The sequence below is a fragment of the Olivibacter sp. SDN3 genome (genome assembly GCF_014334135.1).
Lineage (GTDB): Bacteria > Bacteroidota > Bacteroidia > Sphingobacteriales > Sphingobacteriaceae > Olivibacter.
Map to the genome: position 1 here is coordinate 5,057,323 of NZ_CP060497.1, position 25,097 is coordinate 5,082,419.

Here is a 25,097-nt window from a genome sequence, read left to right on the forward strand (position 1 = left end):
GATTTTTGTCCGAATGATTATTTACAACTTTATTTCGCACCCTAAAACGACTACTTTACCTCTATTGAATCCATTTTCATCTATCTCCTACGCTCCAATTTATGATCTTGGTTGGCCGCCTGCCACTCATTCGATAATAAATTGGGCTTTACTGGCTAGCAATAGAGCAGATCGACTGCAGATCAGCCCAAGAGGAAATATAAGTCACCTAACCAAAAGCGTAGTATTTCCAAGCAGTCTTCGAAGTTTTATCAGGTATTTATCAGGTCTCGACAGGTTTTGATCAGGTTAACCTGATCAAAACCTGTCGAGACCTGTAAAAAATCTGGAAAACCACCGAATTAGGTATGAAGTTAATCCGAAGACATGCTATACTTACTTAAGTGAATTACTCCATGACTCCCAGCACATCAAGAAAGCTGATAGCGGTTGACCCGATGGTGCTCTATTGATTATTTAACAGCGGTAAATTTTGAGTTCCGTTAACAATCATCTAACTTTACCCGGCATCGGGCATGTTAACTGCACGATTTTATAAATACGTAAAAGCCGAATAAAAATATGGAAAACTTTAATGCAGATAAAAACTTTGAGGCCTTGGGCCTATTCCTGCCTCCTGCACCTGCTCCTTTAGGTGTATATAAGCCCTATCTAATTGACGGAAAATATCTATATCTGTCAGGCCATGGCCCCGTTCAAGATGACAAAAGCTTAATTATCGGTAGAATTGGGGAAAGCCTAAATATGGAGCAAGGAAAAGAAGCAGCACAACAGGTGGGCTTAACCATGTTGTCTACCATTAAAACTAATTTGGGCAGCCTCAATAAAGTGAAACGAGTGATTAAAGTGTTGGGAATGGTAAATTGTACGAGTAATTTCGAAAAACATCCATTTATTATTAATGGATGCAGTGAACTTTTTGCAAAAGTTTGGGGAGAAGAAAATGGTATCGGTGTGCGTAGTGCAGTTGGTATGGGCAGCCTTCCTGATAATATCCCTGTCGAAGTAGAGGCACTGTTTGAGTTGGCTTAATCTGCGATTGTATGGAGAATAATCAATGGTATGCGCTTCATGAAGTCTCGGCCATAGCCACACCGACATTGCTGGTGTATTCACAAAGGGTTCAGGAGAACATAACAAAACTATTAGCGATGGCTGGTGGTGATACCTCTAGGCTACGTCCACATATTAAAACGTGTAAGTCTCCAGATGCGATAAAAGCAATGATGCAAGCTGGTCTATCCAAATTTAAATGCGCTACGATTGCTGAAGCTGAATTGCTGGGAATCTGCGGTGCAACTGATGTATTAATAGCTTATCAACCTGTAGGAGCTAACATTAAAAGATTAATTCAATTAATTAAACAATATCCCGAAACAGCTTATGCTTGTTTAGTTGACAACTTCTCGCTTGCTCAGGATCTCGAACAAGTCGCCATTAAAAATAGGCTTACCATAAAAGTATACATAGATGTGAATGTGGGGATGAACCGTACCGGTATTGCTCCCGACTATTTATGGGAGTTACTAATCGGATGTTCGTCACTAACCCATTTGGCGCTAATCGGCATCCATTGCTATGACGGTCATATCCACGACCACTCATTAGACGACAGACGTGCGAAATGTGAAGCTTATTTTCTACCTATTTTATCGATCACTGAAAAATATGCAAAAGATTATGGCCAGGAATTGACGATTGTAATCGGAGGTACACCTACCTTTCCCATACATATAGAACGCTCGGAAAAAAATATAGAATGCAGTCCTGGTACTTTTGTCTATTGGGATTACGGCTACCAAAACCTTTGCGCAGAACAGCCCTTTTTGACTGCTGCGCTTGTCCTAAGTCGGGTAATCTCTCTTCCCTCTAAAAACAAAATATGCGTAGATCTTGGTCATAAGGCTGTTGCCGCAGAAAACGAATTGGCTAAGCGCGTCCTTTTTCTCAACGCTCCCGAAGCAAAACCTGTTGCACAAAGTGAAGAACATTTAGTGCTGGATGTGGGTCAAAACCATTCTTACCAAGTGGGTGATTTTTTATACGGACTACCTTACCATATCTGCCCTACCGTGGCACTGTATGAAGAAGCGTTGGAGGTAATTGATCATCAAGCACGAGGCTTGTGGAAGATTCCGGCAAGAAAACGTAAAATAAATATTTAGAGAAAAGATAAACAATAGAAAAATGTTTACGATAGATGCACATCTCGACCTCAGCATGAATGCCCTGGAATGGAATCGCGATTTAACAAGGCCTTTGGAAGAGATAAATGCCCGGGAGCATGGATTAACAGACAAACCCGACAGAGGCAATGCAGTAGTTTCACTGCCCGACCTGCGTAAGGGCAATATCGGTCTGGTTGTGGCGACTCAAATTGCCCGTTTTGTGTCGCGCGATAATCCGTTGCCTGGATGGCATTCACCCGAACAAGCTTGGGCGCAAACACAGGGGCAATTGGCTTGGTATAAGGCTATGGAAGCAAAAGGTGAAATGGTACAGATTACAGATTTAGCCTCGTTAGAAAATCATCTTCATTTATGGATGCAGGACCCTGCTCCCAGTTCAGCAAAAGCAATTGGTTATATCTTAAGCTTAGAAGGTGCCGATTCTATCGTAAATATGGATAATTTGCACATTTCATGGCAAAATGGTTTGCGGGCACTTGGACCAGCACATTATGGCCCTGGGAGGTATGCACAAGGAACAGATGCAACGGGTTTCTTGGGGACTAAAGGCAAGGAATTGCTAAGAGAAATGGAACAATTGAATATTATATTAGATGCTACGCATCTATGTGATGACAGCTTTTGGGAAGCATTGGATCATTTCAATGGGCACGTCTGGGCAAGTCATAACAATTGTAGAGCGTTGGTGAACCATAACAGGCAATACAGTGACGACCAGCTAAAGGCACTTATTGCTCGCGATGCAGTAATTGGTGGTGCTTTAGATGCTTGGATGATGGTACCAAATTGGCAACGTGGCGTATCTACCCCGCAAGAAATGGCCTGTAGCCTGGATGTATTAATCGATCATCTAGATCATATTTGTCAGTTAGCCGGCAACAGCCTTCATGTAGGTATTGGATCGGATCTTGACGGTGCTTTTGGCCGTGAGCAATGTCCCTACGACTTACACAGCATAGCAGATCTACAGCTATTAAAGGAGAAACTATCAAAGCGTGGTTACAGTAATTTGGATATACAACATGTTTTTCACGGCAATTGGTTGAGATTTTTAAGGAGAGCATGGGGTAATTAGCTGAATCTATGCTTGAACATCTACTGGGTCATTAATTGCTTTGTCCCTTTTTCTTGAGGAAAAATATTTTCCTAGATTAATCAATCCCAATATTAATAACACCATAAGAAATAGGTGTAGCTTGCCCCATAGGTATGCCAAAAAAAAGGCATACAATAACAGGGCAGATGCGTGGCTTTTCTTTTGCAATAACTTGCGCCCGGCAATAATGTAGATAACTATAGGCAAAAACAATAAAAAAAAGGCTATAATTGGGGTATTAAAATATTGTACGATTACGTCGATTTTTTTTGATTGAATGACTTCACCTTCTGACGACTCAAGTCCATAAAAAGTATCACTATTACCCCTAGAGATATATACTATCAAGTAGCTGTGCGCTTTTAACTCGTTAATCTTAGGACTAGGCAAGTAAGTTTTATTGATGTAGGCATGTTTATATACTTTACCATTTTTGAAGACAATAGAAATCAACTTTATTTCTCCTTCTGCTGTATACTTCTGCGTAATATGTTCCACTTCTCCAGCTGTTTTATGGAGCAAAAAATTAGACATTAACCCCTTAACGAAGCCGATGACCACTAAACAGCCAATAAAAACTAATCCAAGTTTAATGAAGTTATCTTTCTTTGAGGCTTGCATAGCGATAGAAAACATGATTTAATCGTTAGAATTATCCACCAATTTGTATGGTTATATTCCTTTTACATACAAACAATACTTCCTCTTATCTGTTTTATAACCAAAATAAAATCAATAGTACACAATAAAATGACCCACATCGATATGCCCTCGTTTGAGATAGAAGCTATTATAAACGGAATCCCACAAAAGGTTACAGTGAAAACAGAAGAAACTACAGACGGTGTGCCGTATTACGTTTGTTCAATTGCAGGCGAACAAGTGTCTGAAATAAGAAATGATATCGATGATACGTGGTTACAGCTTTGGGGCAATCTAGACAAACAAAGTGTAAAATCTATCGGAGAAGAAATTGAAAAAGTTCATCATTGATTGTTTTGCAACGTCAAGCCTATCGCCCATGATAAAATACAAGAACAGCGATAATAACAATTAAAATCGCCAAAACCAGCATAGCAATCAATAGAAAAAATAGTACCATCTAATCTATTTGCTCATAACCAACGTCGATGAGACCATAACCACAATTCGGGATTTTTAACAATAGCTTCTTCCAGTTGCCGATAATATTTTTGTAGAACAACCAACGGCTTCTCTTCGGCAGCATTGATTGACAGCACGTTAAAACTGTAGCTATAATGATATCTAAGTGTTTTTTTAACATTGAGGAAGAGTACTGCCGCCCCTATCTTTTCTGCTATTTTTTCAGCCCCTACTTGGACAGCTGTTTCTTGTTTCAAGAACGTAAGGTTGTATTTTGATTTTGCGGGGCGTTGATCGGCAATGACAATAAACAGTGTGGGCTTTGTCCTTTTTTCCTTTACGATTGTTCGGTATCCTTCTTGCTTAGTCATCAACCGCACACCGTATTTCTGCCGCATCTTTAACATGCTGTTATGTAAAAAACTGTTCTTTATAGGAGAATAGATAGCTACCACATCGTAATTACTTACGGCTGGCAGTGTATTTATATACTCCCAATTACCATAATGAGCAGCCATTAGTACAACATCTCTATGCTGTGCGTAAAGCTCACTTAGCAAATAGAGGTTTTTGTATTTCACAATGGTCCCGATACTGTTATAACCTAAAGTAGCGGCTAAGAACGGTTCAACGATGAGGTCTGCCATATGGCGATAAAAAGATTTTATTACTCGCTGATTGTTGACCAGCGAAAAATCACCGAACGATCGCTGAAGATTTTCTGAAATCACTACTTTGCGGTATCTCAATATATATCTAATAAAAAAATATAGTACTTCTGCACATACTCGATACCCAGCGAAAATGGTTTTGGTTAATACATTTGAAAATTTCAAAGAAATTATGTGAACAGCTATCGTTATCATATGTAATTTTTGTTTGTATAGTGAAGACAACCAAAAGTCACCTCACCCCTACATCAAATTACAATCGCTATATACCTTTCTCTTATTTTTTTCCGTTAATTATAAAATACCAATCATTAGCTGTTTTCACTGAATTACAAACACTAATACAAAACATATGAGTAATAACACATATCTTATGGTTTACCTGAGGACATACGTTCTTCGATTGATAAATGATTTATCATTGAAAGAACTGAGCACCATACCTCAAGGATTCAATAACAACATTGTTTGGAATGTCGGCCATTTAATTGCTACAGATCAACGGGTATGGTATATGAGATCTGGACTTACTCCTCCTGTGGAACCTAACTTTATAGCAAGATATCAAAAAGGCACTAAGCCAACGGTTTTTGTAGAGGAAGCAGAGGTTATACAGATTAAACAACTATTGTTTTTCAGTTTGGAGCAGTTTGAAGCTGATTTAAACAGTCATTTGTTTGCGGATTATGAAACATGGGCTACGCCTTATGGAAACACCATTCATACGATTGAAGAAGCCACAAATTTTCTACCTTTCCATGAAGGGCTTCACATAGGCTGTATTAAGTCTTTAAAACAGCTTGTTAGCTGATAATATTTGGTCTATATGAGCAAGACAGAGAGTGTACAGGAATTTTATGCACGTAATCCAAAAGCCAATCCTAGTGGCCTTTCGGTTAACAATGCAAATGGCATTGGACATTTTAATGTGTTTTCAAGGGAAAATTGCTTTAGATCAACACCTTATAGCCGTCGTGACTTTTATAAGATTACATTGATTATCGGTTCTGGTAAATTATATTATGCCGACAAGTGTGTGGATATCGATAAACCAGCTTTGCTGTTTTCTAACCCATCGACTCCTTATTCGTGGGAGGCGATCAGCGATAAACAAACAGGATACTTTTGCTTATTTACGCCATCATTCATGCATGCCGAACACCAACATTTTATATTACATCAATCTGCTCTTTTTAAAGTTGGTGGTAACTATGTCTTTTTTCTAAATCCCCAGCAAGTGATTTCACTTAGTGGTGTTTTTATGCAAATGATAGAAGAAATAAAATCAGATTACATCCATAAATATGATCTCATTCGTAATTATGTACAGGTCATTATACATGAGGCGCTTAAGATGCAACCTGCAAACACTTATCAACCACATTCATCTGCTGTCCGTATTAGCAACTTATTCGTGGACCTTTTAGAAAGACAATTTCCGATTGATAGCCAGGAACGGTCGCTCGAATTAAAAACAGCAAAAGATTATGCTTCAAAACTAGCGATACATGTAAATCACCTCAATCGTGCTGTTAAGGAAAACACTGGCAAGACTACTACACAGCATATCAGTGATAGGGTAATCAGGGAAGCAAAAGCGTTATTGATACACTCTAATTGGACAATTGCCGAAATTGCCTACAGTTTAGGTTTTTCATATCCGCCATACTTTAATAATTTTTTTAGAAAACATACTAAAATGACCCCAGGCATTTTCAGAGAGCAGTACCTTCATGTTTGAATATTATAATCTTCTGCTTGATTGTTATAGCAGATGTATATGACTTTCACCTTAAATTTGTTAAAAACTAAAAAGACATGAAGTACCGAATATTAAGTAACACAGCTGAAAAGCTATCAGCCGTAGGCTTAGGCTGTATGGGCATGAGCTTTGCCTATGGTCCCTCAGACGATGCGGAAAGCATTGCTACGCTTCATAAAGCCTTAGACTTGGGAATTAACTTTTGGGACACTGCGGACATGTACGGCAACGGATTAAATGAAGAGCTTATTTCTAAAGTACTGACCTCAAATAGGAGCAAAGTTTTTATTGCCACAAAGTTTGGTTTTCGCTTCAAAAATGGTGTTGCTGGGCCGAGCGCTGCAGCGGGAACTTACTTTGATGGTTCACCAGCGTGGATGAAGGTAGCTGTTGAAAATAGTTTAAAGCGATTGAATATTGATACTATCGACCTGTATTACACCCACCGTGTTGATCCCAATATTCCGATAGAAGAAACTGTGGGTGCGATGTCAATGCTTGTAAAAGAAGGAAAAGTACGGTATTTAGGCCTCAGTGAAGCTTCAGCGGATTCTCTCAGGCGAGCACATGCCGTACATCCCATTGCGGCACTTCAAAGTGAATATTCACTCTTAACCAGAGATATAGAAGGTAAAATCCTGCAGACCGCCAGAGATTTAAGCATTTCCTTAGTGCCTTATTCTCCATTGGCAAGAGGGCTTGTTACCAATACGCTTGATGTGAATGCACTTAATGAAAGTGATTTTAGAAAAACACTTCCAAGGTATAGTGGTGAGAACTTAAAAAACAATCAGTCTTTAGCGCGGGAATTTGCGCTAATAGCCAAAGAAAAAAATATCACCTCAGCCCAATTGGCATTAGCCTGGGTGCTTGCGCAAGGAGACGACATTATCCCCATACCGGGAACTAAAAAAAGGAAATATTTAGAAGAAAATGCCAATGCTGTAGAGGTTACTTTGACAAAGGCGGATTTAGTCAAAATAAAGCAATTGATTGATAAGTATCCCAATGTAGGCAAACGATACAGTGATGGCGCGCTAAAGTTAGTAAATAATTAAACCTACTATTGTTTTATTCTTTCTATATTGATACTGTATAAGAAAGGTATAAAAAGCAAGCGTGGCATTTGCACGCTACACTTGCTTTTTTTAAGAAATATTAATCAACCGTGGCCCTTTTCTTCTAGCTTCTTCCTTTTTTGGGATGGTTAAACGCAGCAAACCATCCACATATTTTGCTTCAATTTTGTCCTCGTCCACTACATCCTTTGGGAAATTGAAACTTCTACGAAAAGATTGGTAGCTGAATTCCTTTCTAGAATAACCATTATCCTCTTTTTTTTCCTGTTGCTCTCTGCTGGAGGATATGGTTAACAGGTTTCCATCCAACTCCACTTTAAAATCCTCTTTTTTCATACCAGGAGCTGCCATCTCTACTTCATAACTATCCGTTGTTTCCCTAACATTAACAGAAGGGATTGTCGTACTCGTTGAAGAAAAGTTCGCATTTCCCCAGTTAAAAAGATCTTGATTAAGAAAATCATCGAATATAGAGGGAAAATTATTCCCGCTTCTTCTCATTAGTGACATCATAAACCTCCTTTTTTAATCCTTCTATTTAAACCACCAAATAAGGCCACGATTACATTTATAAAAACAGTATAAAAAATAAAATGTTTTAGAAGAAATTAATCCACTGATAGTACCTGCTTTTCTTGCATAAGCTCCTCTTTTAACAACTCATAATCAACATCTTGAACTAAATATTCATTTTGTATAGCTTGTACGGCGGCCAACGCTGCACTCTGACTTAAAATCATAAATACCGGTTCCATTCTAATGGATCCGAACGCGATATGCGAACTTGACAAACACACTGGTACCAATAGGTTACCACACTCCTCTTTTTTCGGTAAAATTGATCTGTAAGAAATTTGGTAGGGCTTCTTGGGATGTACACCTATATCACCTTCATTCTGCACAAAACCATCAGGCTTGATATAACGCTGTGCGTTATGAGAATCTAATGCATAAGACCCCATACCTATAGGATCTAAAATTTCCCTTTCACTGAATGTGTCATGTTCTGTCATTACATACATTCCAATCATCCGGCGTGCCTCTCTTACATATATTTGGTGCGGCCAATTGTTATTATCTGTAAATTCGTCTTTAGCTAAGCCCCATTGATTCATTTCCTCACGAACATCCTCAGGTACTTTCGGATCATTCGCCAAAAAGTACATCAATCCTTTTTGATAATCTTCATGATGCTGAACAATCCGTTGTCTTTCCTGGTAACTAGCTTCTGGGTAGTCATAATTTTCACCGATGAAATCTGTACTGAAGGGTCCGTGGTTATTGGTATCAGTTTTTCTATTGGGAATTTTGTCAAATTTCCGGAACGTTTCCCTCCACCCCGAGGCAAATACTCTCGCCAACAATTCATAGTTTGCGGAATCATAATTTGCTGGCTTAGGAAAAGGTATACGGTTATCAGGGTGGTTACTCAAAGTCATGCGAAAACAGTAGGCTTGTAAACGATGATCGCCTTCACCATATTTACCAGGATCTGCTGATGAAACGCCAAACAGCAGTCCGCTCGTGCTATCACCCTCAATTTTATAAGGGCTGATGTCGTGTTTAAAATAATGGTCGTGGTGCAAAACGCCCGTTTGAATGCCATTCCATTTTTCATTGTACTCACTATTTGCTTCACGTCCTACATGGTAACTAACACCTGACGCGGCCATTAAATCACCTTCATAGCTAGCATCTATAAACATTTTGGCTTTGAAGATTTTGCCATTTAAGGTTTTGAAAGCTGTAATCCTGTTACCATCTTTCTCCACGCCTTTTTCGCGATCAAGCCACTCATCACGATACACTTTTATTTCATTTTCGTTCACGAAATCTTCAAACACCTGTTCAGCCACATGGGGTTCGAAAATCCACATCGTACGGGCATCTCCATCAATCGCAGGTGTACCTTGCCCCATATTGCCGTATTCTTCACGCTTTTCCCACGTCCAGGCTGTACTATCCTGATAATGCAGATAAACACGATGATAAAATTCTCGGGAAAGACCACCTATCACCGACTTATCACCTGTATCAGTAAAACCGAGACCGCCGGAAGATAAGCCTCCCAGATGGATATCTGGCGAAACCACCAACACGGTTTTACCCGATCTTTTAACTTGAACAGCCGCTGTTACCGCTGCCGATGTACCACCGTAAATAATTACATCCGCTTCGTGAATTTCACCTTTGTTTTCTGATCTACATGAAAACAAGCAGAGACAGATAACTAAACACAGAAATAAATAGGCTTCACGACAAGCACAACTGTTATAGGTACGGCTTATCAAAAAAAATTGATTGATCATAAATAAAGATTTTTAAAAATAGCTAACTAATCGTTTCCTTTTGGTATAAATAGTAAAGAATTTACTGTAATTATCCCGTCTGCATCTTCGTTACTTACTTCGATAAAAGATTGTTTTCCATTAATCTGGTAATTACCTAAAGGCAACCATTCTCCAGAAGTCTGCCCTTCAATCTGCACACTTGCCAGGTCTAACTCTTTTGTCACAACTTGATCTCCATTGTAGATTTTGTAGGTAACCACATTGCTTGTACCCTCAAGTTTAGGAAAATAGGTATAGATATCATAATATCCCGCTTCTAAATCTATTAATTTGAAGTTCGCCGTACTAGGTTGATCTGCCTTATCAGCCTTTTTATAGGCCAGCCCAAATCCACCTTTGGTTTCCTGCTCCCACGTGCCCGTATAAGTTACTGATTTTTCATCCTGACTGTCAACCCACCTATCAGGTACCCTTCCATCGCCTTTAGGATTTTGTATCCATTTTTCCTTTATTTTTGATATTTGAACCTGTTGAACGGTACTTTTTGCATCAATAGCTTCACACGCAGCGAAAGCAGCAGATTGTGCTAATACCATAAATACTGGTTCCATTCTTATGGAGCCGTAAGCAATGTGGCTAGCGGATAAACATACCGGCACCAACAAGTTGGTACATTCATTTGCTTTTGGTATAATGGCGCCATAAGCAATAGGAAAAGGAGGGAAACCTCCCACTTCCACATTCCCTTCGTTCTTTACCATGCCATTGACCACTAAACGGTCGCAGTTATGCGAATCCATTGTATAAGCCGCATAGCCTATATCATCGTCAACAACTGTTCTTCCCTGGCAATGATGTTGTGTCATCACCGTTTCACCAATCATACGTCTCGATTCACGTATGTACAATTGCGGAGTCCAGTGATTATTCTCTAGATATTCATCTTTTGGATACCCCCATTTTTGCATTTCTTCACGTATAAAGGCTGGAACGGAAGGATCATTGCCAACAAAATACAATAAACCTTTCGTATAATCTTCGTGGTTTTTAATAATTTCTTGCCGTTTTCTAAAATCGGCTTCTGGATATTCCCAGTTCATGCCAATCATATCGGTAGAAAAACCATTTCGATTGTTAATATCTGTTTTACCGTTCGGCATCAAACTCCATATAAACACATCATTGAGTCCTTTCCATGGCCTTTTTTCTTTTAGCCGTTTCAATAGCTCATACTTAGTCGGATCATAATTGGTTGGTTTTTCTATTGGCAAACGATTTTCTGGAACATTCGTCAAGGCAATCCGATAATTGTACGCCTGTACTTTTTGATCACCTGTGCCATCAGGCTGTAGTGTATGTGCATTGATTCCCCACAACAAACCACTGCTTGAGTCGCCTGGAATAACGTAAGGATCGATGCCATCGGGAAACTGATGCCCATCCATTAATTGTACACCATTTAGCGTTTCATCGTACACCTGATTATCTTCACGTCCCACATGATAGGAAACACCGGCTTTAGCCATGAGATCTCCTTCATATGAGCAGTCAAGAAAAATTTTGGCACTTACACTTAAAGGCTCTTCATTTGCTTCGGAAACTGCTTGAACCTCTATTTTAGCGATTTGCGTTTCTTTTTTATGTACTGCTATGAGTGTTTTTTCAAAAAGCACATCGATATCAATAGCCTGGATATAACTTTGAAAGATACTATCGGCCACTTTCGGTTCAAAAATCCATTGTTCCAGTGTGCCATAATGCTGACCTATTTTTCTGTAGAAGTCTAGAGCCAAACCCTTTACCACATACTTATTACCTATATCCGTATAGCCCAAACCGCCAGCGCTCATACCTCCGAATCGTTTTCCAGGATCTATCAGCACAACAGACTTACCTGCTTTTGCCGCCGTATAAGCAGCTATAACTCCTGCTGATGTTGCACCATAGATACAGAGGTCATATTCGGTTGTTTGCTTTGTTTTTGCTGAAATGGTTGACAACAAGCAGCATAATAAACTATAGACAATAATTGATTTCATTTTTTTCTTAATAATCAACATATCAAAACATTTTTTGTTAATATCCAGGATTTTGATCGCTTGCATCCAGTGCATTATTGTTGTCCATCTCCACTCTCGGAATTGGCCACAAAAACTGACTGTCACTCACAGCTCTTCCCTTCGCTTCCTGTATAATAGCCTTAACCCGCTCGTTACCAAGCCTTTTTAAATCGTTCCACCGTTTACCTTCCACCATGAACTCATACGCTCTTTCTTCAAATACGGCCTCCCGGAAACCAACTTGATCCAAGCCCGTTAAATCAACGGTGGCATCGGCAATATGAATAGCCTTGCCATATGCCCTCCGCCTTACCTGATTAATGGCTTCGTAGGCTTCCGGTGTTGGGCCACCTGCTGCTTGACTTGCCGATTCGGCATAGATTAATAGTACATCTGCGTAGCGTAATACAGGCATATCGTTTGCACTGGCATCTGAAGCAACCGATGAATAATCTTTAAATTTCCTAAATTGATAAGGTTCATTGGATGGTAATTGTACTGTAGCCCCGCTATTGCGGTGGATATAGGAGTCATATAAATTGAACTCCTTACGCAGATCTTCATCCGACCAGTCGGCAATTAAAGGAAAAATCTCCCTTGCGTAAATTGTTCTAAAACCATACGGAGCATACAAAGTATTCTCCCCATGGATATAAACGAGGTATTCAAACCCTTGCCCACCAGCCGAGGAATATTTAAAGGAGAAAACTTCTTCTGAACTGTTGATCACTCCAGCCCCAAAAAGATTTTCAAAATCTTCTACTTCGACTACCGGTACCAATTGATACCTGCCCGCATCAATTACTTCGCCCGAAAGGTCACGGGCCATTTCCCAGTCCTCCAACGTGAGGTACACATATGCCAGCAGTGTTTTTGCCGCTAAATTATTTGGTCGCCCCGCAATGGAGGGTACATTAGGCAGATCGTTGGCAGCACTTTCTAAATCTGCTATAATGAATTGATATATTTCTTCTGTACTGCTGCGGGGCAGATCCGTAGGATCATCGATGGATTGCCTCAAAGGTACTCCTCCAAAATTTCTGACCAAGTCGAAATAGGCCACCGCCCGAAGAAATCTGGCCTCGGCAAGCAGTCCGGCCTTATCATTTTCGTCCATTTCTATAGTCGGCACTTTATCTAAGACCGTATTTGCCCGCAAAATAGCTCTATAAGCCAGCGTCCACATACTTTCTGCCCGGGCAATATTTGCGCCATCCAGACCATTATATTCACTTACCGGGGCAAAAGAACCTCTGCCATTGGCATAATCGGAGCACGATTCTGTAAGTAACATATAAAAGCCTCCATAGTAAGACAATTCACGGAAAGGTTCATAAATAGCATTGACGGCAGCTTCCGCATCCTGTGCCGTTTGATAAAAAATCTCTTCTGACAGGCGATCGCTCGGCACTTCTTCCAAAGTTTTGCTGCAGCCTGCAAAGAAAAGAATAGATAGGTATAAATATAGTCTTGTTTTCATTTCAATAATAGCAAAAAGTTTAACCATTTTCTGTTGAGTATTAAAAGTTGGCCTGCAAGCCTACTGTATATGTTTTCGCCACCGGGTAACTCGACTGGTCTATCCCCAGCGTGGTGGCCGACTGCCCGGTACGTGTACTTACTTCCGGATCATACCATGAGTAGTCAGTAATGGTCCACAGATTTTGCCCACTTACATATACCTGAAGAGATTTAAATAAATTCAAATTGCTCACCGGCAAGTCATAGCCTAAACGAATATTTTTTAGGCGGATGAAGGAACCGTTTTCTATGAATCGGTCCGATTCCCGAAAACTCGATCCAACGCTTACCATTGGGTTTGCAGCAGTGGAATTCTGGTTATCTGCTGTCCACCGATCTAAGCTAGCCACCGTTTGGTTTTCACCAAAATTAAAGGCATTGGCATGATTGGATAGATTGAAATTAAATATATCAAGCCCTTGTACCCCTTGGAGGAAAACATTGAGCGTAAAATTCTTATAGCTAAAATTGTTATTAAAGCCAAAAATAAAATCGGGATTCGGGTTCCCGATAATCGTACGATCCAGATTATTGATCACACCATTTCCGTCCAGATCCCGGTATTGTATACGTCCTTCACTGTTTAGGCCATCTTCTAAAAATCCAAAGAACACACCTACGGGGTGACCCTCACGCACTAAATTGGGGCTCACGCTTAAAGGAATCGATAGTGATTGCCCAAATACATCGGCATGATTAGCCAGTTCCAGTACTTTATTTCTATTGGCTGCCATGTTGAAAGACGCATCCCATCTAAAGTTTCCCCTGAAAATATCGGCACCCAGCTCAATCTCCAAACCTTGATTACGGATACTTCCGATATTCTGATACTGACTGAGGTAACCAGTAGAGGTCGGCTGCGGCACACTGGCCAATAGATCTCTGGTATTCTTTATATAATAATCGGCGGTTAAGCGCAAGCGTTCATTCCAAACCCCTAAATCAAATCCAATATTGGTTTGTGTAGTGGTTTCCCATTTCAGATCAGGGTTAGGCCGTATATCTTGTGGAGCGAAACCGGTGTATAAATTATCCCCTAGAATAATATTGAAACCCGACAATACATTCAATGAACCATAGGGATCGATAGCTGTATTGCCCGATTGCCCCCAACTGGCACGAAATTTAAGGTTGGAAATACTGTTAACATCTTTCAGAAAATCCTCTTGATTGACACGCCAGGCAAAAGCGGCCGAAGGGAAGTAACCCCATTGGTTTGTTGTGCCAAAACGTGAGGAACCATCGGCACGTATACTGGCCGTAAACAGGTATCTGTCCTGCAAGGTATAATTGGCTCTCAGCAATCCCGACAATAATTTCCACTCATTCACGCTAGCCTCAGGAGTACCGATAACCGTTGCGGCCTGCAAATTATTGTTTTTCAACACATCCGTTGTAAAACCACTGGCACTTTGAATGTTTCCTTGAGTGACTTCCGATTGATAGGTTATACCTCCCGTAAGATCCAGTTGATGCTCACCAAAACTTTTGTTGTAATTCAATATATTCTCATTAAGAAAATTGGTGCGCGTTGAATATTCGGTCGTTGCATTTCCTGCGGGAGTCGATCGTATCAATCTCGAGGAATAATAGTCACGTTTTGAATTCGCGTAATCAATCCCCGCAGAAACCCGCAGGGTAAGGCCTTCAATAAAGGTATAGGAAAGAGCTAAATTTGACAGCACGCCGCTACCTGTCGTTCTATTCAAGCGCTCGTAAGCCAAAGCCACCGGATTTTCTGCGGCATTGGAACTAAAAGAATAGGGCACCACGTTGGAATAGTTGCCGTTCTCATCGTAAACGGGGATCGTAGGTGGAGCAACCAGAGCTGCGGAGACGACACCCGATCCTCTCGACTGATTATCATTCGTTAAGGCATTATTAATGGTACGGCTAAGGATCGTACTCAGGTTAACCTTGAACTTTTCCGACACCTGCTGTTCCAGGTTAGATCGTATAGAGCCTCGTTTATAACCTGAATTGATTACAATACCATCCTGGCCGAAATAGCTGCCCGATACCGAATAACGCGTACGTTCATTTCCTCCTGCTACATTAAGGCTATGATTTTGTATCGGGGCTGTCCGAAAAATAGCGTCCTGCCAATCGGTCCCCTCACCAAAACCAGCAACTTCGTCTGCTGAAAAATAAGGCGAGACACCGTCATTGCTAGCACGTTCATTGGCCAATTCCGCAAATTGACGGGCATTTAGCATATCTAGTTTTTTAATAACGTTCTGAAAGCCCACATAACTATTAAAACTGACCTGATTGACATCTTGCTTCCCGCTTTTAGTCGTAATAATTACTACGCCATTCGCCCCTCTGGAACCATATATAGCAGTTGCAGAGGCATCTTTGAGTACTTCCATTGACTCGATATCTGCAGGGTCTAATATGGTTGGACTTCCGGAAATGGCAAATCCATCCACCACATACAGCGGCTCATTACTTCCCAGTAGAGAGTTACCACCACGGATACGTACATTAATACCCGACCCAGGGGCACCGGAGCCTTGGATCACCTGCACACCCGCGCTACGCCCCGTTAAACTTTGCATCGCGTTGATTGAAGGCAGAGCGGTAATATCGTCCGATTTCACTGAAGAAACGGAACCTGTCAAATCACCTTTACGAACTGTACCATAACCTACTACCACAACTTCATCCAATGCTGCCTCTTCCGGTAAGAGGGTTACCTCTAATACACTTCGATTGTCAAGGCTTATTTCCTGTTTACCGTAACCCGTATAAGTAAAAACTAAAATAGCCGTTGACGATGCCTTCAAGGAATAATTCCCCTGCTGATCGGTTACTGTCCCTGTACCGGGACTCCCCTTGACAGCCACTGAAACGCCAGGTAGTGCCTCCCCCAATTCATCTACCACTCGTCCGGTAACGGCAGATTGTCTGTCACTAATTTGTTCTGTCACATTCTTCTTTCGTGCCGGCCTTAACACAATCACTTTATCGCGGCGAATTTCATAACCGATCCCCTTTTGTTTTAGGAGTGGCTCTAAAACTTCCTCTAGAGAAGCATTACGGTAATTAACCGTAATTTTTTCGTTGTCGTCCAACAATTGATTACCGTAAAAGACGGTTAAACCTGTTTGCTTTTTAATACTTTGGAATAATTGGTTAAATGTCATCCCTTCACCTTTGATAGTCAGTTTATGCTGCGCAAACAAAGAAATTGCGTGTAACTCCACATGTAGGAATAAGCATAGTATTAGAAAGGTTCTCGAAAAATACAGGTACAGATACCTGTGCTTGGTCCATTTTTTTTGCATAGTTCAACGTTTAAATTGGTTTTTAGCCTGGTTTTACTATAAGTACACGTAACTATGCAAAACGGGTGAACGAAAAAAAATATTTATGAAAGCGTGATACTAATAAAAGTAAACACCTTTCTCGCTGAGTCGATATTTTATATTCAAACTTGCTTCTAAATCATTTAAAAACCCTTCCAAATCCTGTTTTTCAAGTAAACCGGTTATTGTTTTGGATTTTATGTTGTCATTATCAAAAAAAACTGGTAGATCAAACCATCTGTAAATGATATTACCGATCTCAAGTAACGATCTGTTTCTAAAATAACACACACCTTCTTTCCAGCTCAGTACTTCACTTGCGTCAAAACTTTCTTTTGAGAGCATGTTTTTATCATAAACACCTTTGTATCCCGGTATGAGTTCGACTACAGCCCCACCCGAGGTTTCCATTTGCACCTTTCCTTCCACGAGCGCGGTGGTAACAGCCTGCTGGTCATAGGCTGATAAATTAAATTTTGTGCCAAGCACACGAATTGTACTCTCAGCTGTATGCACAATAAATGGTTTTTCCACATCGGAGGCAATCTCAAAATAAGCTTCACCCTCTAGGTACACCTCTCTTGACTCGGCTAAAAAGGCCATGGGAAATTTTAATCGGGAAGACGAATTGAGCCAAACTTTTGTTCCGTCGGCCAACGTAAGCTTATAATCTTTTGTAGGTGGAACAACCAATGTATTGATCTTTTCCAAGGAATTAGCCAAGTCTCTATATATCAGCTCTCCATTTTCTCTTTTCACCGTCTGTCCGGCAACACTTATCGTATTACGTGTATTTTCTAAATCCACTTCTTCCTCTCCTTCTCCTACCAAAAGTTGAACTTCTCTTTTTTTTCCGTCAAACGCCGCAATTTTAGTATTTTCTTCCTGTTTCTTGGAATCATTTATAGTATTGAACAGCTGAAAAATGTAGGCAGCTACACCGAATAACAGTAAAATTGCTGCGGCATGAGTCAGTCCCATTTTTCTTTTATGACCACTAGCATTACTGCGTAACTTACGTTTTACGCTGGTCAGATCTTTTTTCACATCAATGTTCATGACGAAAGCCTCGAGATCGATACGATCCCCCCGTATTTGAAGACGCTGCCATAACTTACGACTCTCCTCTTCTTGTAATAGCTGTTCCTGTAACCACCGCTCATTCTCTTCGGAGATTACCCCAGCTATTTTCTCTATATATAGTTGACGTATACGTTCTTCAGTTGCCATCATCATTACTACACGGATAATATCAATTCGGGTTAATTTTTTTTTAATTTTTCAACTTTTTTTCGGAGATTCTTTAACCCTATTTTTAAATGTGTTTTTAAGGAGTTAATACTGATCCCCATTGTATCGGCTACCTCCCGATATTTTTTATCTTGCAGGTACACCAAACTTATGGCTTCACGTCTTTGTGTAGGAAGTTCATTCAAGTTTGCTTCTAATGCATTATACACCTTTTCTAGTGATCGCATATCGTCTTCCTGTTCCACTGCCGCATCATACTTTTGACAATCGTGATAATTTAGGTGTTTTCGTAACTTGACCTCCCGATTTCTTACATAATTTAAGCATTTATTATGTATAGCTTTATAAAGATAATTTTTCACATCACCTTCTAATTTATCCAGACGTCCTTTTTCCCATAATTCTATAAATAAACCTTGTACCATATCTTTGGCTTCTTCTTCTTCTCTAACAATGAAGTAGGCATATGCACACATCACTTTATAATATCGCTGAAATAAGACCTCAAATGCATCGATATTTCGACCATGATCCTTTTTTAGTGATTTTGAGTTAATGTGCATTGGTTTTTCCGATTTTGTAGCAATACATGCTATATATATGTCGCCAGCGGATTACAGCAATCAGGTTTATAACGGCTTGCTCGTTGTACGAAATTAATTTTTTCCACTATAAAAAACAAATCTCAAAGACAAAGGATAGGCCGATAAACGTAAAAAAATTTGATAGTTTGTTTTTATTAGTTATATTGCGTGTACGTAACCGATATTATAAATTTAGTAGTAGTTTAATGTATTTGAGGGCTATCATTGTAGGTGAATAACTATTTAACCATACACGTGTACGTACACGCGTATAACCTCCCTACAAAAGATAATAGTTAAAACAAATAAAAGTGACGAATATAAAACTTAAGGCCATGAGATCTGAGCTATTCCGAAAACCAATCTACATTTTGCTTTATCTGCTCCCCGTCCTATTTTTTGGAAAACTATATGCGCAAACGCTAACTATTCAGGGTACGGTAATGGGCAAAGACACACGCCCCTTGCCTGGGGTCACCGTGCAAGATACCATCAATAACATTGTTGCAAGCACCGATGAGCAAGGACGTTTCCGTATCAGCACACCTGCTTCAGCCACATTGTCTTTTTCACTTGTGGGTTATATATCACAAGAGGTCGTGGTTAATAACCAAACATCTCTGACAGTTACCCTCTTGGAAGATATCTCTGCATTAGACGAAGTTGTAGTTATCGGCTACGGATCGATGAAAAAATCATCCGTCACAGCCGCAGTAACAAAACTGGAAAATAAAAACCTGGAACAGATTCCGCTTGCTCGGCCGGAAACGGCTCTTCAGGGCAGGCTTGCAGGCGTCAATATTTCACAAACCCGTAGCGCTCCGGGATCAGCCCCACTCATTCGCATCAGAGGTGGTTCCGGTTCCATTGACGCCGGTAACGACCCCTTGATTGTCATCGATGGCTTTCCTGGTGGTTCCTTCGCCAATGTCAATATGAACGACGTGGAATCCATTGAAGTACTAAAAGATGCTTCTTCCGCCGCTATTTATGGCTCAAGAGGCGCAGGAGGCGTTGTTATTGTGACGACGAAAAGAGGAAAAACCGGCCAGCCTATTCTGAATATTAATGTCAATGGTGGAATATCCAATGCCATTGGTCATAAAGATTGGTTAGATAAGGATGCATATTATGCCTATGCCGTTAAATATCAAAACAGGGAATATGCTTATGTAGGAGGAGATACAAGTATACCGATATGGGGAGATGATCGGAGACCCGCACAATACCAGGTGAGTGATGCACTACGGAATAACGCCAATACCAATTGGCAGGATGCATTGTTATCACCTGCGCCTTTCCAAAACTATGACCTCTCTGTGAGTGGTGGTACGGAAAATGTTAAATACTATGCCTCGGCTATTGTAAAAGATGTACAGGGTACGCTAAAAAACACCTGGTTCAAAAGCTATGGCGCCCGGGCAAATGTGGATGTTAAAGTGAATGAAAAAATCAATATGGGTTTTATGATCAATCCCAATTTTACCCGTAACCGTTTGTCGCCCCACTCAATGATCGACTTGGTAAAGTACCCCCCTTTCGTACCCGTACAGAATCCCGACGGAAGCTATCCACGGGCGCGTGACTATTGGGGACTAGTGGTGTCGGGTCAGAATAATCCCATGGCCTTTATGGAGGGGTCTTTTTATTATGATGATGCCATGACCACTATTGGAGAAATGTTTGCCAGTATAGATCTTGCAGAAGGACTGTCTTTCAAAACCTCGGTAGGTACAACAATTGAATACAATACTTCCGACAGATTCCGCACATCCTGGGGTTCAACCAATGAGCTGTCTACGGGAACCGCTGCAGATGCCAGACATATTAATCTTTTAAATGAAAATGTGCTCAGCTACAATAAAGATTTCGGCGATCATCACTTTGATGCGATTCTAGGTGCGTCCTATCAAAAAACCAACTCCCGTTCTTCTGCCATGGGTGCGGTGCCCGGATCATTCAATAATGATATTATCCAAACCTTGAATAATGCAATCATTGACCCTGCCCAAACCAGAACCTCCAAGACACAATGGGGATTGGTGTCTTACTTCTCAAGGATACATTATGCTTACAAAGATAGGTATTTATTCTCCGCTTCAATTCGAACAGATGCGTCGTCGCGTTTTGGACCCGATAACAAATGGGGTTGGTTCCCATCGGCTTCTGCTGCATGGCGTATTTCTGAGGAGGGCTTTATGAGTAATGTGACCACCATAAGTGATCTCAAGCTACGTGCAAGCTATGGTTCAACAGGAAATTTCAATATTGGAAATTTCGACTATCTGGGACAGATCGGAAGTGTTTACTATTCACCGGGCAATGAACTGGTAAACGCACAGGCGCAGACAACGCTGGGAAATCCTTCCTTAAGTTGGGAAAAAACACAGGAATATGACATTGGTTTAGATCTCGGCCTTTTTCAGAACCGCTTAAATATAATTGTTGACCTTTATCAGAAGAATACTTCCAGCCTACTCTATAATGTATCGATACCGGCTATCACCGGATTCACGAGCTGGCTTACTAATATTGGCGAAATCCGCAATGAAGGTATCGAACTTGAAATTTCCTCACAAAACCTACAGGGGCCCTTTACTTGGAACACTTCGTTCAATCTTGCCCGAAACAGAAATAAAGTAGTTGACCTCGGGGGACTGGAAGAACGTATTTATACGGATAGGTTTGGGATGAGCTGGCTTTTACGTTTAGGAGAACCGATGTTCTCATACTATGGCTACAATGCTATCGGTGTATTATCAGATCAGGCTGATGTAGAGAATAATCCCATTTTATCTGGATCAAAACCAGGAAATCCAATTTATGAGGACGTCAATAACGATGGAAGAATTACGCCCGATGACCGTATCACTTTAGGACACTACATGCCTAAGATGATATTAGGCATGGTGAACGATTTTTCCTGGAAAAATTTTGACTTAAGTGTTGCAATACAAGCGTCACTTGGCGCAAAAACCTACAATTTTGAAAATCAGTACTACCAAGGCAATGTGCTTGGGGCTATGCGACGTTCGTTGGTGGAAGGACAATGGTGGTCAGCAGATGAAGCCGGAGATGGGAGAATGCCTGCAGCCGCGCTTAGCCAACTTGAATATCAGGCAAACTCCAGCATTTACGTAGAAAATGCTTCTTTCTTATCTATCCGAAACTTAAACTTTGGGTACACACTCCCCGAACATTTATCAAAAAAACTCCGTATGAGAAAATGCAGGTTCTATACCTCTATTAATAACTTACTAATGGTGACAGATAAAAATTTCCATGGTTATAACCCAGAGGGCTATACGGCCGGTGAAATTGATGGTATTAACAGTACTCCCGGTTATAACAGCGGATCAGAACCAATCAACCGGATTTATACATTTGGAATAAACGTCAACTTCTAACGAATATTCTTATGAAAAAGTTACGCAATACATACCTGGGATTATTCCTACTATTTTGTGGATGTCACGACAACTTACTGAATCCAACCCCGGAATCCATTTTAACAGAAACAAACTATTATAATACCTCAAAAGACATCGACTTGGCTGTATTAGGTATTTATAATAGCTATCAAAGTAGAAAGCCAACAGATTACCGCATTCTGGAAGTCCCTACAGATAATCTTTACCTTGCAAGCAACACCTTGATCGAGGGCACCCCGGAAATGGATATGCTGGCAGTCAACGCAACAAACCCACTGATCGCCAACTTTTGGGAAGCTACCTATAACGGGATTTTTCTGGCGAATGCCGTATTGACAAATATCGACCGCCCTACAGACTATCAGGGAGAAGATCGAGCGCAATATGAAGGTGAAGCAAGGTTTATGCGGGCGCTATATTATTTTGATCTGGTCAGGCTATTTGGCGATGTACCTTTGGTAACAGACATTTTATCCGTTGAAGAAGCCGTAGATATTGGCAGAGCAGATGCGCAGGATATATTCTCTTTAGTGATTGCAGATCTCGAAACGGCTATTAACCTGTTACCCAATAAACAAGCGATTGAAAACGGAAGAACGAATAAAGCCGCTGCTTTGGCACTCCTGATCAAAGTTTATGTTTACCGACAAGACTGGGACAACGCTAATGTCAAGCTGGAAGAATTTTTTGGCACTTTTGGTTCAACTTTCTCCTTGGTAGAGGACTTTGCATCCTTATGGCAGATTGCCACGGAAAATAATGAGGAAACCCTTTTTTCTTTAAATTATATAGATGGTTCAAATGGACATAGTTTATCGACTGATTTCCTGCCAAACTCAGGGGTAATCGGCATTGCTAGTCGCGGTAACGAAATTGCCTTACCTTCATGGAATCTACATAAAAAATACCATCAACTTGATTCCCGCAAAGACGTCACCATAACCGAATGGTGGATTCCGCCCAATACACCGAACGTCCCCGCCATATGGTATCCCTACGTAAATAAATATGCCGTAGCACATACACAAGGCCAGTCCGGCTTGGATATACCTATTATCCGCTATGCCGATGTACTTCTCCTGCAGGCAGAAACAGCCTACCATTTAGGGCAATTGCCTGTTGCCTTAGAAGCCTTGAACACGGTGCGGGAAAGGGCTTTTGGTAATGATGAACATGATTATACCATGGCAGATATTACCTCAAAAAGCGATTTTATAGCACTCTTATTTTTAGAAAGACAATTGGAGTTCGCTTATGAGAACGAAAGATGGTTCGACTTAAAAAGGTCGGGTCTTTTTCTGGAAGTGATGCAGGAAGAAGAACGTTTATTCAATAATGCTAACCAAAGCCCGGTAACCGTTAGCCTTAATCCACAAGCCTATATGACGCTCTTTCCTATCCCACAACGGCAAATCGAGCAGTCTAACGAGGGTGTTTTAGTTCAAAATGAAGGTTATTAATCAAGGATCTGTAAGCGATGAATGAAACAACAAAAAATGAAATTAAACACACTATGACACCGGATAAGTCGAAATCCAATACCAAGCATACCGCCCAGCTTTGGTTAAGATCACTCGGCCCCGGACTTGTTACTGCTGCTCTGGTGTTTGGCCCTAGTAAAATGACAATCACATCAAAATTGGGTGCTGACTATGGCTTTCAATTACTATGGATCGTCGTGATAGCCACGTTTTTTATGATCATATTCACAGGAATGACAAATCGCATAGGCTTATCAACGACCAAATCATTATTACATATCATCCGTGAACGATGGGGCAAAGGCATATCCGTCGCCGTTGGACTCGGTGTTTTTTTTGTCGCAACTTCCTTTCAGTCTGGAAATGCTGTGGGTGTTGGCATTTCCATAGCAGAAATAAATGGTACTTCTGCCACGCCGTGGATTATATTGTTTACGATTATCGGCATCGGATTGCTTTTTCTGAAAGACCTTTACAAGGTATTGGAAAAGCTGATGATTGTCATGATTGTGCTTATGTTATTCGCGTTTGTCACAACGCTGTTTTTCATAAAGCCCGATATCACTGGTATCGTTGACGGTTTCATCCCACGGATTCCGTCGGAATCGGTTGGATTGGTCATTGCTTTCTTCGCTTCGTGCTTTTCAATCGTTGGGGCATTCTACCAGGCCTATCTTGTGCAGGAAAAAAGAAAACTACGTACAAGTCCTGATCAGCATGGCAACAGCAATATCATCGGCATCCTACTACTCGGCTTTATGAGTGCCATGGTCATGATTGCCGCAGCTGCGGTGTTGCACGCCGACGGAATTACCGTAACGAATGCTTTGGATATGGCTAAAGCTTTAGAACCTATTTTTGGTGGATACGCCTCTTATATTTTTCTTTTGGGACTATTTGGCGCTTCTTTCTCTTCGCTGATTGGAAATGCCACAATCGGCGGAACGCTTTTAGGAGACGCTTTTGGTATTAGTCGGGCACTGGACACCAAGGTCATCCGTTTTTTTATCGCCTTGGTCATGGTTATCGGAAGTGTTATTGCCATTGTATTTGGCAAGATGCCGCTGGAGCTGATTGTCATGGCGCAAAGTGTAACCATCTTCCTAGTCCCATTCATTGGTATAGCAATATATCTGATTTCCAGTGACCCACGGATTATGGGATATCAAGTCAATAACACGGTTACAAAAATTTGGGGAATAATTGGATTAATGATCCTTATATTATTAGCAGTCAGAAATTTACAAGAATTATTTTTTTAATCGA

General features: G+C 40.7%; 19 protein-coding genes. 10 read left to right on the top strand and 9 right to left on the bottom strand.

All coding sequences use genetic code 11. The annotated features are described in order from the left end of the window. The first annotated feature begins 561 nt into the window (after nucleotides 1-561). Genes H8S90_RS21420 through H8S90_RS21430 form a run of 3 tightly spaced genes read left to right on the top strand, consistent with a single transcriptional unit; the run spans nucleotide 562 to nucleotide 3,264 of the window. On the top strand, nucleotides 562-1,032 hold the full coding sequence (locus H8S90_RS21420) for a RidA family protein (RefSeq protein ID WP_187339837.1): 471 nt from the start codon (nucleotides 562-564) through the stop codon (nucleotides 1,030-1,032). 11 nt (nucleotides 1,033-1,043) lie between these two features. Next, entirely contained in the window at nucleotides 1,044-2,165 is a 1,122-nt protein-coding gene (locus H8S90_RS21425; RefSeq protein ID WP_187339838.1) for a D-TA family PLP-dependent enzyme, read from the top strand. 22 nt (nucleotides 2,166-2,187) lie between these two features. After that, nucleotides 2,188-3,264, top strand: coding sequence for a dipeptidase (locus H8S90_RS21430; RefSeq protein WP_187339839.1), 1,077 nt, complete (start codon nucleotides 2,188-2,190; stop codon nucleotides 3,262-3,264). A 6-nt stretch (nucleotides 3,265-3,270) separates the two neighbouring features. On the opposite strand, the gene H8S90_RS21435 is transcribed toward H8S90_RS21430, so the two are convergent. Further along, nucleotides 3,271-3,921 (bottom strand): hypothetical protein, encoded by a 651-nt coding sequence (locus H8S90_RS21435; RefSeq protein ID WP_187339840.1) that lies wholly within the window; start codon nucleotides 3,919-3,921, stop codon nucleotides 3,271-3,273. 114 nt (nucleotides 3,922-4,035) lie between these two features. Here H8S90_RS21435 and H8S90_RS21440 point away from each other — a divergent pair, with 114 nt between their 5' ends. After that, nucleotides 4,036-4,278, top strand: a complete 243-nt coding sequence (locus H8S90_RS21440) for a hypothetical protein (RefSeq protein WP_222852155.1) — start codon at nucleotides 4,036-4,038, stop codon at nucleotides 4,276-4,278. Nucleotides 4,279-4,400: 122 nt separating this feature from the next. Here H8S90_RS21440 and H8S90_RS21445 read toward each other — a convergent pair whose 3' ends face one another. Further along, nucleotides 4,401-5,255 (bottom strand): lysophospholipid acyltransferase family protein, encoded by an 855-nt coding sequence (locus tag H8S90_RS21445; protein WP_255501686.1) that lies wholly within the window; start codon nucleotides 5,253-5,255, stop codon nucleotides 4,401-4,403. A 157-nt stretch (nucleotides 5,256-5,412) separates the two neighbouring features. Between H8S90_RS21445 and H8S90_RS21450 the strand changes: the two genes are divergently transcribed. From H8S90_RS21450 to H8S90_RS21460, 3 genes are all read left to right on the top strand, one after another. Then, nucleotides 5,413-5,871 carry a DinB family protein gene (locus tag H8S90_RS21450; RefSeq protein WP_187339842.1) on the top strand — a complete coding sequence of 153 codons (459 nt, stop codon included), beginning with the start codon at nucleotides 5,413-5,415 and terminating at the stop codon, nucleotides 5,869-5,871. 15 nt (nucleotides 5,872-5,886) lie between these two features. Continuing rightward, a complete protein-coding gene (locus H8S90_RS21455) occupies nucleotides 5,887-6,801 on the top strand; it encodes an AraC family transcriptional regulator (RefSeq protein WP_187339843.1) in 915 nt (304 codons plus the stop codon). A 77-nt stretch (nucleotides 6,802-6,878) separates the two neighbouring features. Continuing rightward, a complete protein-coding gene (locus H8S90_RS21460) occupies nucleotides 6,879-7,880 on the top strand; it encodes an aldo/keto reductase (RefSeq protein WP_187339844.1) in 1,002 nt (333 codons plus the stop codon). Between the two features lie 90 nt (nucleotides 7,881-7,970). On the opposite strand, the gene H8S90_RS21465 is transcribed toward H8S90_RS21460, so the two are convergent. The 7 genes from H8S90_RS21465 to H8S90_RS21495 form a co-directional block, all read right to left on the bottom strand. After that, nucleotides 7,971-8,414, bottom strand: a complete 444-nt coding sequence (locus H8S90_RS21465; RefSeq protein WP_255501687.1) for an Hsp20/alpha crystallin family protein — start codon at nucleotides 8,412-8,414, stop codon at nucleotides 7,971-7,973. A 95-nt stretch (nucleotides 8,415-8,509) separates the two neighbouring features. Then, nucleotides 8,510-10,210: an FAD-dependent oxidoreductase gene (locus tag H8S90_RS21470; protein ID WP_187339845.1), complete on the bottom strand. Its 1,701-nt coding sequence runs from the start codon at nucleotides 10,208-10,210 to the stop codon at nucleotides 8,510-8,512. Between the two features lie 26 nt (nucleotides 10,211-10,236). Then, complete coding sequence (locus H8S90_RS21475; RefSeq protein WP_187339846.1) at nucleotides 10,237-12,231, bottom strand: FAD-dependent oxidoreductase; 1,995 nt, start codon at nucleotides 12,229-12,231, stop codon at nucleotides 10,237-10,239. 37 nt (nucleotides 12,232-12,268) lie between these two features. Next, nucleotides 12,269-13,732 carry a RagB/SusD family nutrient uptake outer membrane protein gene (locus tag H8S90_RS21480; protein WP_187339847.1) on the bottom strand — a complete coding sequence of 488 codons (1,464 nt, stop codon included), beginning with the start codon at nucleotides 13,730-13,732 and terminating at the stop codon, nucleotides 12,269-12,271. A 40-nt stretch (nucleotides 13,733-13,772) separates the two neighbouring features. Then, on the bottom strand, nucleotides 13,773-17,063 hold the full coding sequence (locus tag H8S90_RS21485) for a TonB-dependent receptor (RefSeq protein ID WP_187339848.1): 3,291 nt from the start codon (nucleotides 17,061-17,063) through the stop codon (nucleotides 13,773-13,775). 99 nt (nucleotides 17,064-17,162) lie between these two features. Beyond that, on the bottom strand, nucleotides 17,163-18,320 hold the full coding sequence (locus H8S90_RS21490; RefSeq protein WP_187339849.1) for a FecR family protein: 1,158 nt from the start codon (nucleotides 18,318-18,320) through the stop codon (nucleotides 17,163-17,165). Nucleotides 18,321-18,346: 26 nt separating this feature from the next. Then, nucleotides 18,347-18,898, bottom strand: coding sequence for an RNA polymerase sigma factor (locus H8S90_RS21495; protein WP_187339850.1), 552 nt, complete (start codon nucleotides 18,896-18,898; stop codon nucleotides 18,347-18,349). A gap of 356 nt (nucleotides 18,899-19,254) precedes the next feature. On the opposite strand from H8S90_RS21495, the gene H8S90_RS21500 reads away from it, so the two are divergent. Genes H8S90_RS21500 through H8S90_RS21510 form a run of 3 tightly spaced genes read left to right on the top strand, consistent with a single transcriptional unit; the run spans nucleotide 19,255 to nucleotide 25,093 of the window. Continuing rightward, nucleotides 19,255-22,326: a TonB-dependent receptor gene (locus H8S90_RS21500; protein WP_187339851.1), complete on the top strand. Its 3,072-nt coding sequence runs from the start codon at nucleotides 19,255-19,257 to the stop codon at nucleotides 22,324-22,326. Between the two features lie 11 nt (nucleotides 22,327-22,337). Then, the gene (locus tag H8S90_RS21505) at nucleotides 22,338-23,810 is read left to right on the top strand and encodes a RagB/SusD family nutrient uptake outer membrane protein (RefSeq protein ID WP_187339852.1); all 1,473 of its coding nucleotides are present in this window, start codon (nucleotides 22,338-22,340) and stop codon (nucleotides 23,808-23,810) included. Between the two features lie 17 nt (nucleotides 23,811-23,827). Then, the gene (locus tag H8S90_RS21510) at nucleotides 23,828-25,093 is read left to right on the top strand and encodes an Nramp family divalent metal transporter (RefSeq protein WP_255501688.1); all 1,266 of its coding nucleotides are present in this window, start codon (nucleotides 23,828-23,830) and stop codon (nucleotides 25,091-25,093) included. Nucleotides 25,094-25,097 lie beyond the last annotated feature (4 nt).

What these genes read in the sequence shown, in the direction of transcription:
- H8S90_RS21420 (WP_187339837.1), top strand. Translation starts at nt 562, where the DNA reads ATGGAAAACTTTAATGCAGATAAAAACTTTGAGGCCTTGGGCCTATTC.
- H8S90_RS21425 (WP_187339838.1), top strand. Translation starts at nt 1,044, where the DNA reads ATGGAGAATAATCAATGGTATGCGCTTCATGAAGTCTCGGCCATAGCC.
- H8S90_RS21430 (WP_187339839.1), top strand. Translation starts at nt 2,188, where the DNA reads ATGTTTACGATAGATGCACATCTCGACCTCAGCATGAATGCCCTGGAA.
- H8S90_RS21435 (WP_187339840.1), bottom strand. Translation starts at nt 3,921, where the DNA reads ATGTTTTCTATCGCTATGCAAGCCTCAAAGAAAGATAACTTCATTAAA.
- H8S90_RS21440 (WP_222852155.1), top strand. Translation starts at nt 4,036, where the DNA reads ATGACCCACATCGATATGCCCTCGTTTGAGATAGAAGCTATTATAAAC.
- H8S90_RS21445 (WP_255501686.1), bottom strand. Translation starts at nt 5,255, where the DNA reads ATGATAACGATAGCTGTTCACATAATTTCTTTGAAATTTTCAAATGTA.
- H8S90_RS21450 (WP_187339842.1), top strand. Translation starts at nt 5,413, where the DNA reads ATGAGTAATAACACATATCTTATGGTTTACCTGAGGACATACGTTCTT.
- H8S90_RS21455 (WP_187339843.1), top strand. Translation starts at nt 5,887, where the DNA reads ATGAGCAAGACAGAGAGTGTACAGGAATTTTATGCACGTAATCCAAAA.
- H8S90_RS21460 (WP_187339844.1), top strand. Translation starts at nt 6,879, where the DNA reads ATGAAGTACCGAATATTAAGTAACACAGCTGAAAAGCTATCAGCCGTA.
- H8S90_RS21465 (WP_255501687.1), bottom strand. Translation starts at nt 8,414, where the DNA reads ATGATGTCACTAATGAGAAGAAGCGGGAATAATTTTCCCTCTATATTC.
- H8S90_RS21470 (WP_187339845.1), bottom strand. Translation starts at nt 10,210, where the DNA reads ATGATCAATCAATTTTTTTTGATAAGCCGTACCTATAACAGTTGTGCT.
- H8S90_RS21475 (WP_187339846.1), bottom strand. Translation starts at nt 12,231, where the DNA reads ATGAAATCAATTATTGTCTATAGTTTATTATGCTGCTTGTTGTCAACC.
- H8S90_RS21480 (WP_187339847.1), bottom strand. Translation starts at nt 13,732, where the DNA reads ATGAAAACAAGACTATATTTATACCTATCTATTCTTTTCTTTGCAGGC.
- H8S90_RS21485 (WP_187339848.1), bottom strand. Translation starts at nt 17,063, where the DNA reads ATGCAAAAAAAATGGACCAAGCACAGGTATCTGTACCTGTATTTTTCG.
- H8S90_RS21490 (WP_187339849.1), bottom strand. Translation starts at nt 18,320, where the DNA reads ATGATGATGGCAACTGAAGAACGTATACGTCAACTATATATAGAGAAA.
- H8S90_RS21495 (WP_187339850.1), bottom strand. Translation starts at nt 18,898, where the DNA reads ATGCACATTAACTCAAAATCACTAAAAAAGGATCATGGTCGAAATATC.
- H8S90_RS21500 (WP_187339851.1), top strand. Translation starts at nt 19,255, where the DNA reads ATGAGATCTGAGCTATTCCGAAAACCAATCTACATTTTGCTTTATCTG.
- H8S90_RS21505 (WP_187339852.1), top strand. Translation starts at nt 22,338, where the DNA reads ATGAAAAAGTTACGCAATACATACCTGGGATTATTCCTACTATTTTGT.
- H8S90_RS21510 (WP_255501688.1), top strand. Translation starts at nt 23,828, where the DNA reads ATGAATGAAACAACAAAAAATGAAATTAAACACACTATGACACCGGAT.